The organism is Janibacter sp. CFPM2_SD2, assembly GCF_057364645.1.
This window is the reverse complement of the sequence record NZ_JBNFOF010000096.1, coordinates 1-11,163: the sequence shown is the minus strand read 5'-3', so window position 1 is coordinate 11,163 and position 11,163 is coordinate 1. Positions and strand designations below refer to the sequence as shown.

Annotated in this window: 7 protein-coding genes and 4 pseudogenes; 6 read left to right on the top strand and 5 right to left on the bottom strand. The window is 71.1% G+C overall.

From position 1 onward, the window contains the following. Positions 1-162: 162 nt before the first annotated feature. A complete protein-coding gene (locus tag AC2W7J_RS10340; RefSeq protein ID WP_485982291.1) occupies positions 163-531 on the top strand; it encodes a hypothetical protein in 369 nt (122 codons plus the stop codon). Between the two features lie 388 nt (positions 532-919). Here the strand turns inward: AC2W7J_RS10340 and arc are convergent, their stop codons facing one another. From arc to AC2W7J_RS10320, 4 genes are read right to left on the bottom strand one after another with little or no spacing between them, the layout of a single operon-like run. After that, a complete protein-coding gene (arc, locus tag AC2W7J_RS10335) occupies positions 920-2,578 on the bottom strand; it encodes a proteasome ATPase (RefSeq protein WP_485982290.1) in 1,659 nt (552 codons plus the stop codon). Between the two features lie 54 nt (positions 2,579-2,632). Continuing rightward, complete coding sequence (locus AC2W7J_RS10330; RefSeq protein ID WP_255183444.1) at positions 2,633-3,649, bottom strand: tRNA (adenine-N1)-methyltransferase; 1,017 nt, start codon at positions 3,647-3,649, stop codon at positions 2,633-2,635. A gap of 11 nt (positions 3,650-3,660) precedes the next feature. Beyond that, positions 3,661-3,834, bottom strand: a complete 174-nt coding sequence (locus tag AC2W7J_RS10325) for a hypothetical protein (RefSeq protein ID WP_485982289.1) — start codon at positions 3,832-3,834, stop codon at positions 3,661-3,663. Then, entirely contained in the window at positions 3,798-4,769 is a 972-nt protein-coding gene (locus tag AC2W7J_RS10320; protein WP_485982288.1) for a site-2 protease family protein, read from the bottom strand. The genes AC2W7J_RS10325 and AC2W7J_RS10320 overlap by 37 nt, the downstream gene beginning before the upstream one ends. Before the next feature lie 148 nt (positions 4,770-4,917). On the opposite strand from AC2W7J_RS10320, the pseudogene AC2W7J_RS10315 reads away from it, so the two are divergent. The 4 genes and pseudogenes from AC2W7J_RS10315 to AC2W7J_RS10300 form a co-directional block, all read left to right on the top strand. Then, positions 4,918-5,379: pseudogene (locus AC2W7J_RS10315) on the top strand (homocysteine S-methyltransferase family protein); the annotation flags it as partial. Positions 5,380-5,438: 59 nt separating this feature from the next. Further along, positions 5,439-5,771: pseudogene (locus tag AC2W7J_RS10310) on the top strand (homocysteine S-methyltransferase family protein); the annotation flags it as partial. Between the two features lie 17 nt (positions 5,772-5,788). Then, positions 5,789-8,566: a methionine synthase gene (gene metH, locus AC2W7J_RS10305; RefSeq protein ID WP_485982287.1), complete on the top strand. Its 2,778-nt coding sequence runs from the start codon at positions 5,789-5,791 to the stop codon at positions 8,564-8,566. Then, positions 8,563-9,354, top strand: a pseudogene (locus tag AC2W7J_RS10300) (RecB family exonuclease); the annotation flags it as partial. The gene metH and the pseudogene AC2W7J_RS10300, both read left to right, overlap by 4 nt. Positions 9,355-9,554: 200 nt before the next feature. Here the strand turns inward: AC2W7J_RS10300 and AC2W7J_RS10295 are convergent. Beyond that, positions 9,555-10,019, bottom strand: a pseudogene (locus AC2W7J_RS10295) (HAD family hydrolase); the annotation flags it as partial. A gap of 79 nt (positions 10,020-10,098) precedes the next feature. Between AC2W7J_RS10295 and AC2W7J_RS10290 the strand changes: the two are divergent. Next, a complete protein-coding gene (locus tag AC2W7J_RS10290; protein WP_255183449.1) occupies positions 10,099-10,956 on the top strand; it encodes a PAC2 family protein in 858 nt (285 codons plus the stop codon). Positions 10,957-11,163 lie beyond the last annotated feature (207 nt).

Genomic DNA, 11,163 nt, shown 5'->3' with positions numbered 1-11,163 from the left:
GTGGGTGACCCCCTCGGCCTCGAGGACCTGCACGGTCCGTCCGACCGCACACGCGGCCGCGGCGTCGTCCCGTCCGGCGACCGGGACCGGGTCGCCGAGGAGCTGGACATCCGCCAGCCGCGCACGCCCGAGGACCCGCCCGGCCGCGACTAGGCTGCGCCCATGGACACCACCACGCAGGGCTCTCGATGCCTCCGCTCCGCCGGAGCCTCTGCCGCCGTCGTGGCCTGGCTCTTCGTGACACCCGTCGTGCTGCCCATGGTGGCGGCGCGACTGCTGCCCCCCGAGATCGGCGGGGCGATCGGCTATCTCCTCCCCTACGTCCTGGTCGCAGCCGCTCCCTTCCTCGTGGCCGCGCTCGTCGTCGGGCTCGGCGTCGCGCTGGGCGGGGCGCATGCGCGAGCCCTGCCGGGGCGCAGCGCCTGCGCGCTGGGCAAACGTGTCGAGCCTCGTCGGCGTCGCCACGGTGGCCGCGACCGTGACGCTCATGTGGCTCGCCGTGCGCCTGGTCGCCTGACCCGGCCAGCATGACCCCTCCCCTGCGCCGCGCCGCGCCGCCGCGCGGTCCTCACCCTCGGCGTCTGGCTGCTGCTCGCCATCGCCTGCTGGGGTGTCGCCTGGGTCGTCGCACCGGACGCCAACGCCGGCGGTCAGTGCGAGGGGCTCGGCTTCGGGTGCACCCTCACGCCGAAGGACGCGCTGGTCTTCGCCGCCTTCCTCGCGACACCGGTCGCCGTCGGGACGCTCCTGCTGGCGCTGCTCCTCGTCGTCGTCACCGTGCAGCGGTCGTGGCTGCCGCGGCTCGGCGGAATCGCGCTCGGCACGCTCGCGGGCGCCTGCGGACTCGCGCTCACGCTGGCCATCGCTGCCGGCCTCGTCGTCGTCCTGTGAGGCCGGCCGTGAGCGCGGCAGGCCGCGCCTAGAGGTACTGCCCGGTGCGCGTGCCGGTGTCGATCGAGCGGCCGGGCTCCGCGGCACCGGACTTGCCGCCGATGAGCGTGCGGATGTAGACGATCCGCTCGCCCTTCTTGCCCGAGATGCGCGCCCAGTCGTCGGGGTTGGTCGTGTTGGGCAGGTCCTCGTTCTCCTTGAACTCCGCGATGCACGCGTCGAGCAGGTGGCCGACCCGCAGGCCCTCGGCGCCGGTCGTGATGAGGTCCTTGATCGCGGCCTTCTTGGCCCGGTCGACGATGTTCTGGATCATCGCGCCGGAGTTGAAGTCCTTGAAGTAGAGGATCTCCTTGTCGCCGCCCTGGTAGGTCACCTCGAGGAACTGGTTGTCGTCGCTCTCGGCGTACATCCGCTCGACGACCGCCTCGATCATCCCCTCGACGGTGGCCTGCCGGTCGCCCCCGTGCTCCTCGAGGTCCTCGGGGTGCAGGGGCAGCTCGGCGGTGAGGTACTTGCTGAAGATGTCGCGGGCACCCTCGGCGTCCGGCCGCTCGATCTTGATCTTCACGTCGAGGCGCCCGGGACGCAGGATCGCCGGGTCGATCATGTCCTCGCGGTTGGTCGCGCCGATGACGATGACGTTGTCCAGGCCCTCGACACCGTCGATCTCCGCGAGCAGCTGCGGGACGATCGTCGTCTCGACGTCGGAGGAGACGCCGGAGCCACGGGTGCGGAAGAGGCTGTCCATCTCGTCGAAGAAGACGACAACGGGGGTGCCGTCGCTCGACTTCTCCCGAGCGCGGTGGAAGATCAGCCGGATGTGCCGCTCGGTCTCGCCGACGTACTTGTTGAGCAGCTCCGGGCCCTTGATGTTGAGGAAGTAGGCCGTCGCGCTGTCCTGCCCGGTCCGCTCGGCGACCTTGCGCGCCAGCGAGGCCGCGACCGCCTTGGCGATCATCGTCTTGCCGTTGCCGGGCGGGCCGTAGAGGAGCACGCCCTTGGGCGCCTTGAGCTGGTGGCGCTCGTAGAGCTCGGCGTGCAGGTAGGGCAGCTCGACGGCATCGCGGATCGCCTCGATCTGCGTGCTGAGGCCACCGATGTCGTCGTAGTCGAGGTCGGGCACCTCCTCGAGGACGAGGTCGGCGACCTCGGCCCGCGGGATCCGCTCGACGGCGATGTTGCTGCGCTGGTCGACGAGCACGGCGTCGCCGACGCGCACCTGCTTGCCGGTCACCCGGCCGCCGCTGCGCACGACCCGCTCCTCGTCCTGGCGCATGAGCACGAGGAGGCGGTCGTCGTCGAGGACCTCCTTGACGACGACGACCTCGCCGGCGACGTCCTCGGGGTGCACCGACACGATGTTCATCGCCTCGTTGAGCCGCACCTCACGACCCACCCCGAGCTCACCGGTCTCGACCGCCGGCGAGACGGCGACGTGCATCTTGCGGCCGCCGGAGAGGACGTCGGCGGTCCCGTCGTCGTTGACGTCGACGACCACGGCATAGGACGAAGGGGGCTGGGCCAGCCGCTCGATCTCCTCCCGGAGGGTGACGATCTGCTGGCGCGCGTCCTTGAGCGTGCGCACGAGGCGCTCGTTCTGCGAGGCGACGGTCGCCATCTGCGACTTCTGCTGGGTCAGCTTGTCCTGCAGGGCCCGCACGTCCTGGGGCGTGGGCTCGGTCGTCATCGTCGTGCTCCCTTCGGGCCGGGGTGTCGGCTGCCTCCAGTCTCCCCCTTCGCCCTATCGCGGCGTCGGGGGGACCACGCCTCGGGCGAGCTTGCGCATCTTCTTCTCCGACGCGACCCGCTCCCCGAGGGCCTCGGAGGTCCACTCGGCGTCGTCGGCGCCCGGTGGCACCTCGGCCGGAGCCGTGCTCTCGTCGCCCTCCTGGGCGGCGTAGCCCTTGCCCGGGCGACGCTTGCGCATCGGCGGGGTGACGCCCGGGGCGAGCCGGCGGGTCGTGATGAGGAATCCGGTGTGCCCGTGCATGCGGTGCTGCGGGCGCACGGCGAGACCCTCGAGGTGCCAGCCGCGCACGAGCGACTCCCACGCCTCGGGCTCGGTGAAGGTGCCGAAGTCGCGCATCGCCTCGGCGACCTTGCTCAGCTGGGTGGCCGTGGCGACGTAGCAGATGAGCACACCACCGGGCGCGAGCGCCTCGGCGACGACCTCGAGGCACTCCCACGGGGCGAGCATGTCGAGGACGACCCGGTCGACGGTGCCGGGCTCGACCGCCCCGGGCAGCGACTCGACGAGGTCGCCGACGGACACGGTCCACGCCGGGTGGTCCTCGCCGAAAAAGGCGCGGGCATTCGCCGTCGCGATCTCGGCGAAGTCGGCGCGGCGCTCGAAGGACAGGACCCGACCGGTGTCGCCGACCGCGCGCAGGAGCGACATCGACAGGGCACCGGAGCCGACTCCGGCCTCGACGACCGTGGCGCCCGGGAAGACGTCGGCCATCGCCACGATCTGGCCCGCGTCCTTGGGGTAGACGACGGCGGCGCCGCGCGGCATCGACATGACGTAGTCGGACAGCAGCGGCCGCAGCACGAGGTACTCGGTGCCGGCCGTGTTGGTGATCGTCGACCCGTCGGGGGCGCCGATGAGGTCGTCGTGCTTGACGTGCCCTCTGTGGGTGTGGAACTGCTTGCCCGGCGTCAGGGTGATCGTGTGCATCCGCCCCTTGGGGTCGGTCAGCTGCACGCGGTCACCCTCACGGAAGGGGCCGCGACGGTAGGCGGATCCGGTGGCGGTCATGGTGGGCGAGTCTAGTTGCGCGCCAGGGCTGCGTTGACCCGCTCGACCCGCACGATGCCCCGCAGCACTCCCCCTTCGCTCACCGCGACGATCCGCGAACGCGACTCCTGGAAGCCACGGACGAGGTCGGTGGCCTCGTGGCCGGGCGTCAGCTCGACGGCCCACCCCTGCGGGGCGCGGGCCACGACGGCGGGAGACGGGGGGTCGTGCCCACCGCGGTCGGCGGGACGGCCCGCAGGGCGTCGTGGTCCACGAGACCGACGGGACTGCCATCGGCGGCCACGACCACCGGCAGGGCGCGAAGGGAGGTCAGCTCCGCCACGGGCGCGTCGAGCCCGATGGGCGCCGCCGGCTCGACGAGGCTCGGCACGTCGAGCCGGCCGAGCTGGCCCATCGCCCGACCGTGGGCGATGGCCGAGGAGGCGCCCGACCACAGGAAGGCGGCGATGAACATCGTCCAGACCATCGTCGACAGCTGGGGCTGCTGGCCACGCAGCAGCGGCAGGACCACGACCCCCACGACGATGGCGACGACGAGGACCCGGCCGAGGACGCCGGCGGCCACCCGGGCCCGGCCCTGGTCGCCCGTCACGCCCCAGACGAGGGACTCGACGACCTGACCGCCGTCGAGCGGGAGGCCGGGCAGCATGTTGAGCACCGCGAGCGCACCGTTGACGAAGGCGATGCCGCCGAGTACCGAGGCGACGAGACCGTCGCCGAGCGCCGCGGCCAGCAGGAAGCAGACGATGCCGAGGAGCGCATTGGTCAGCGGACCGACGATCGCGATGGCCGCCATCGTCGCCGGCGTGCCGCGTGTCGCCTCGAAGGTCGTGTGGCCGCCCCAGAGGTCGGCGACGACCCGGTGCACGGTGTGGCCGAAGGTGCGGGCCGTCACCGCGTGCGCCGCCTCGTGGGCGAGGACGCTCAGCAGGAGGGCCAGGGCGTAGACGGCGGCGACGCCGTAGCCCACAGCGGGGCCGTGCACGCGGGCGGCCGAGGGGCCGATGAGCAGGAGGATCAGCCCGCCCATGAGGAGCCAGGACCAGCCGAGGAAGACTGGCACGCCGCCGATCGTCGCCAGGCGGATGCCGCGGGGAGTGTCGTCGAGGGGCGCCGCCATGGACACGACCCTAGGCGAGGCGGGTGAATGGGGATAATGAGTGGTCCACCGCCCCCTGTGCACAAGGATCGACCAGGTGACCGACACCGCCCTTCGCCCCGACGCCACCGCCGAGCTGAAGGAGACGCTGGCCCAGCGTGTCCTGATCATGGACGGGGCGATGGGGACGATGATCCAGCGGCAGGGGCTGTCGGAGGCGGACTTCCGCGGCGAGCGCTTCGCCGACTGGGGCAGCGACCTGCAGGGCAACAACGACCTGCTCGTGCTCACCCAGCCCGAGCTCATCACCGAGCTGCACCGGCAGTACCTCGAGGCCGGCGCCGACCTCATCGAGACCAACACCTTCAACGCCCAGCGCATCTCGATGGCCGACTACGGCATGGAGGACCTCTCCCGGGAGATCAACGTCGAGGCCGCGCGGCTGGCCCGTCTGGCCGCCGACGAGTTCACCGCCCAGGACCCGTCGCGGCCGCGCTGGGTCATGGGTGCGCTCGGCCCGACGAACCGCACCGCGTCGATCTCGCCGGACGTCAACGACCCCGGCAAGCGCAATGTCACCTTCACCGAGCTCGTCGACGCCTACCTCGAGCAGGCCCGCGGCCTCGTCGAGGGCGGGGTCGACCTGCTCATCGTCGAGACGATCTTCGACACGCTCAACGCCAAGGCGCGATCTTCGCCCTCGAGACGCTCTTCGAGGAGCACGGGCGGCGCTGGCCGGTCATCATCTCGGGCACGATCACCGATGCCTCCGGCCGCACCCTCACCGGGCAGACGACCGAGGCCTTCTGGAACTCCGTGCGCCACGCCCAGCCCCTCGCCGTCGGGCTCAACTGCGCGCTCGGTGCCGAGGAGCTGCGCCAGTACGTCGTCGAGCTCGGCCGCGTCGCCGACACCTACATCTCGGCCTACCCCAACGCCGGGCTGCCCAATGCCTTCGGCGAGTACGACCAGGACCCGGAGTACATGGCCGGGCTCGTCGCCGAGTTCGCGACCTCCGGGCTGGTCAACCTGCTGGGCGGGTGCTGCGGCTCCAGCCCCGAGCACATCGCCGCCATCGCGAAGGGAGCGGCCGCCGCTCCCCCGCACGTCCCGGTCGAGGTCGAGCCGGCCCTGCGCCTGTCGGGCCTCGAGCCTTCAACGTCACCGCCGACAGCCTCTTCGTCAACGTCGGCGAGCGGACCAACGTCACCGGCTCGGCGAAGTTCCGCAAGCTCATCGAGGCCGATGACTACCCGGCCGCGCTCGCGGTCGCGCAGCAGCAGGTCGAGAGCGGCGCCCAGGTCATCGACATCAACATGGACGAGGGCATGCTCGACGGCGAGGCCGCCATGGGCACCTTCGTCAACCTCGTCGGCTCCGAGCCGGACATCTCGCGCGTGCCGCTGATGATCGACTCGTCGAAGTGGCACGTCATCGAGACCGGCCTGCAGCGCACCCAGGGCAAGCCGATCGTCAACTCGATCTCGATGAAGGAGGGCGTCGAGCCCTTCGTCGAGCAGGCCCGGCTGTGCCGCAAGTACGGCGCGGCGATCGTCGTCATGGGCTTCGACGAGGAGGGGCAGGCCGACAACCTCGAGCGGCGCAAGGAGATCGCCCAGCGGGCCTACACGATCCTCACCGAGGAGGTCGGCTTCCCCGCCGAGGACATCGTCTTCGACCCCAACATCTTCGCCCTGGCGACGGGCATCGAGGAGCACGCCGAGTACGGCACCGACTTCATCGAGGCGACCCGCTGGATCAAGGACAACCTGCCGCACGCGCTCGTCTCCGGTGGCGTCTCCAACGTCTCCTTCAGCTTCCGCGGCAACAACCCCGTGCGCGAGGCGATCCACGCCGTCTTCCTCTACCACGCCATCGAGGCGGGCATGGACATGGGCATCGTCAACGCCGGCGCCCTCGTCCCCTACGACACGCTCGACCCGCAGCTGCGCGAGCGGATCGAGGACGTCGTGCTCAACCGGCGCGAGGACTCCACCGAGCGCCTGCTCGAGATCGCCGAGGAGCACCGCGGCAGCGGTGCCGTCGCGGAGGCCGCGACCGAGGAGTGGCGCGAGCTCCCCCTTCGCGAGCGGATCACGCACGCACTGGTCAAGGGCATCGACACCCACGTCGTCGACGACACCGAGGCCCTGCGCGTCGAGATCGACGAGGCCGGCGGCGAGCCGCTCGAGGTCATCGAAGGGCCGCTCATGGACGGCATGGGGGTCGTCGGAGACCTCTTCGGCGAGGGCAAGATGTTCCTCCCGCAGGTCGTGAAGTCGGCCCGGGTGATGAAGAAGGCCGTCGCCCACCTCATCCCCTTCATCGAGGCCGCCAAGAAGCCCGGCGACGCCAGCCGCTCCAAGGGACTGATCGTCATGGCAACGGTCAAGGGCGACGTCCACGACATCGGCAAGAACATCGTCGGCGTCGTGCTGCAGTGCAACAACTACGACGTCATCGACCTCGGGGTCATGGTGCCGACGCAGAAGATCCTCGAGACGGCCAAGGAGCACGACGCCGACGTCATCGGCCTGTCGGGCCTGATCACGCCGTCGCTGGACGAGATGGTCGGCGTCGCCTCGGAGATGCAGCGCCAGGGCTTCGACATCCCGCTGCTGCTCGGCGGTGCGACGACCTCGCGCGCCCACACGGCCGTCAAGGTCGACCAGCAGTACGACGGGCCGGTCGTGTGGGTCAAGGACGCCTCGCGCTCGGTCCCGGTGGTCAGCCAGCTGCTCAGCCCGACGGCGAAGCCCCAGCTCCTCGAGGAGGTCTCGGCCGACTACGAGGCCCTGCGTCGGCGGCACGCCAACAAGCAGGGCGACCGACCGCTGCTGTCCTACGAGGAGGCCCTCGAGGCGCGCACGCCCGTCGACTGGTCGGCCGAGCAGCCGCACCTGTCGGGCGTGAGCCCGACCCGGCAGGTCTTCGTCGACTACGACCTCGCCGAGCTGCGCGAGTACTTCGACTGGCAGCCCTTCTTCAACGCCTGGGAGCTCAAGGGGTCCTTCCCCGACATCCTCAACAGCCCGGCGACGGGCGAGGTCGCGCGCAAGCTCTACGACGAGGCGCAGGCGATGCTCGACCGGATCATCGAGGAGCGCTGGCTGACGGCGAAGGGGGTCATCGGGCTCTTCCCCGCCAATGCCGTCGGTGACGACATCGAGATCTACACCGACGAGTCGCGCTCGCAGGTCGCGCACACCCTGCACATGCTGCGCCAGCAGGGCCAGCACCGTGCGGGCGTGCCCAACCGGTCGCTCGCCGACTTCGTCGCCCCCCGGGACACGGGCATCAAGGACTGGGTCGGCGCCTTCGCGGTGACCGGCGGCATCGGCGTGCAGGAGCGCATCGCGCAGTTCAAGGCCGACAACGACGACTACAACGCGATCCTCCTCGAGGCGCTCGCCGACCGCTTCGCCGAGGCCTTCGCCGAGCGCATGCACGAGCGGATCCGCACCGAGATCTGGGGCTATGCCCCCGACGAGCAGCTCGACAACCGTCAGCTCATCAAGGAGCAGTACGCGGGCATCCGACCCGCACCCGGCTACCCGGCCTGCCCCGACCACACCGAGAAGCAGACGCTGTGGAAGCTGCTCGACGTCGACGAGATCGGCATCGAGCTCACCGAGGGCATGGCGATGTGGCCCGGCGCCTCGGTGTCCGGCTGGTACTTCGGCCACCCCGACAGCCAGTACTTCGTCGTGGGCCGGCTGGGCAAGGACCAGGTCGAGAGCTATGCGCAGCGCAAGGGCTGGACCCTGGCCGAGGCCGAGCGCTGGCTCGGGCCCAACCTCGGCTACGCGCCGGAGTGACCCCGAGCATCTCGCCGTCGCGGGCGGCCGACTTCAAGCAGTGCCCGCTGCTCTACCGCTTCCGCTCGATCGACCGGCTCGACGAGGCGCCGTCACCGGCGGCGGCCAGGGGCACCCTCGTGCACGCCGTGCTCGAGGAGCTCTTCGACCTGCCCGCGGCCGAGCGCACCCCGGAGGCTGCTGTCGGGCTGCTGCCTGGCCGGTGGCAGGCGCTCGTCGACGACCGGCCCGAGCTCGCCCAGATGATCCTCGACGATGCAGCCCTCACCGAGGAGTCGTGGTTCGCCGAGGCGGCGAAGCTCGTCGAGCGGTGGTTCACCCTCGAGGACCCCTCGAGGCTCGAGCCGTCTCGACGTGAGGTCAAGGTCGAGGTCGAGGTGGACGGGCTGACCCTGCGCGGCATCATCGACCGGGTCGACGTGGCGCCGACGGGCGAGGTGCGCATCGTCGACTACAAGACCGGCCGCTCGCCCTCCGAGCGCTTCGAGGGCAAGGCGCTCTTCCAGATGAAGTTCTACGGCCTCGTCCACTGGCGCACGACGGGTCGGGTGCCGGACCTGCTCCAGCTCGTCTACCTGCGCGACGGCCAGGTCATCCGCTGCGTCCCCGACGAGGCCGACCTGCTGGCCCTGGAGCGCAATGTGCGCGCCGTGTGGCAGGCAATCGAGCAGGCCACGGCCACCGGCGACTTCCGGCCCAACCCGTCGCGGCTGTGCAGCTGGTGCGACTTCAAGGCGCTGTGCCCGGCCTTCGGCGGGACACCGCCGCCTCTCCCCCCTTCGCCTGCGACGGAGGAGACCACGGACGCGCGCGACCTTAGGGCCGCGCGGCCTCCCCCAGTGCCAGCGGCACCAGGTCGAAGGGGTGAGCCGGCGAGCGTGTCGACGCGGACCGAGCCCGGGATGTCCGGGATCTCGACGATGTGCGGCACGGCGAGCGTCGGCACGCCGGCAGCCGTCGCGGAGCGCACGCCGGTCGGCGAGTCCTCGATGGCGATGCAGGCTGCCGGGTGCACGCCGAGCTTCTCCGCAGCGGTGGCATAGGGCTCGGGGTGCGGCTTGCCGTGGGTCACGAGGTCGCCCGTGACCATGAGACCGAAGGAGCCCGACTCGGTGGCCTCGACGACGGCACCGGCGAGGTCGGTCCACGACATCGTCACGAGCGCCTGCGGGATGTCGAGCTCACGGCAGGCAGCGAGCAGCTCACGTGCGCCGGGGCGCCACGGCACCTCCTGGGCGATCTGCTCGACGACCCGGGACTGCAGCCGGTGGACGACCTCCTCGGCGGGCAGGTCGACGGGCGAGTTGTCGAGGATGAACTGCGCGGAGACGAGGAGCGGGTTGCCGACGAGCTGGACGGCCAGCTCGTGGGTCCACGTACCGCCGAACTCCTCGACGAGCTCGTGCTCGGCGGTGATCCAGTAGGGCTCGGTGTCGACGAGGGTGCCGTCCATGTCCCACAGGACGGCGGCGGGCAGGGCGGCGGGCTCGGTGCTCACAGGCGCCAAGATTACGCGTCGTAGGGTGGTGGTCGTGATCGAGATCGAGGACCTGCCCGAGCTGCACGACCCGGTGATGATCTGCGCCTTCGAGGGCTGGAACGACGCCGGTGAGGCTGCCTCCCGGGCGATCGAGCACCTCGGGAGTCTGTGGGACGCCGAGACCGTCGCGGCCATCGACCCGGAGGACTACTACGACTTCCAGGTGACCCGCCCGCGGGTGATCAACCAGGGCCAGGGGCGCGGCATCCACTGGAACACCACGCGCATCCTGCTGGCCTCCCCCGACAGCCTCGGGCGCGACGTCCTGCTCGTCACCGGCATCGAGCCCTCCTTCCGCTGGCGTGCCTTCACCACCGAGCTGCTCGACCTCGCCGCGGCCAACGGCGTCACGACCGTCATCACCCTCGGTGCCCTGCTCGCCGACGTCGCGCACTCGCGGCCCATCCCGGTCGTGTGCACGAGCGAGGACGAGGCGGTCGCCTACAAGCACGACCTCGAGCCGGCGCGATACGAGGGCCCCACCGGCATCACGGGCGTCGTGGCCGACGGTGCCCACCAGGCGGAGATGGTCTCGATCTCGGCCTGGGCGAGCGTGCCGCACTACACCTCGCAGGTCCCGTGCCCCAAGGCCTCGCTCGCCCTGCTCAGCCAGCTCGAGGACCTGCTCGACACGGTCATCGACCACGGTGACCTCGAGGAGGAGGCGCAGGCCTGGGAGCGCGGCGTCGACGAGCTGGCCAGCACCGACGAGGACGTCGCCGAGTACGTCTCGGCCCTCGAGAGCGCGCAGGACACGTCCGAGCTGCCCGAGGCGAGCGGCGACGCGATCGCCAAGGAGTTCGAGCGCTACCTGCGTCGTCGCGGCGACGGCACCGACAACCCCGCCTGACCGCTCCAGGTTTCGTATTTCCTTAAGGAAATACGAACCCCGGCCCCCAGACGCCGCATCTCCTTAAGGAAATGCCCAACCCTGCCGCCCAGCAGGCGGTGCGGAGGTCAGAGGCGGATGCCGAGGAGGGCGTCGATCGCCCGCGCCAGCTCGCCCGGCGCGGAGCGCACCTCGCCCGGGCCCGCGAGCGACTGCTCGGCCCAGGCG

What these genes read in the sequence shown, in the direction of transcription:
- arc (WP_485982290.1), bottom strand. Translation starts at nt 2,578, where the DNA reads ATGACGACCGAGCCCACGCCCCAGGACGTGCGGGCCCTGCAGGACAAG.
- AC2W7J_RS10320 (WP_485982288.1), bottom strand. Translation starts at nt 4,769, where the DNA reads ATGGCGGCGCCCCTCGACGACACTCCCCGCGGCATCCGCCTGGCGACG.
- AC2W7J_RS10340 (WP_485982291.1), top strand. Translation starts at nt 163, where the DNA reads ATGGACACCACCACGCAGGGCTCTCGATGCCTCCGCTCCGCCGGAGCC.
- AC2W7J_RS10330 (WP_255183444.1), bottom strand. Translation starts at nt 3,649, where the DNA reads ATGACCGCCACCGGATCCGCCTACCGTCGCGGCCCCTTCCGTGAGGGT.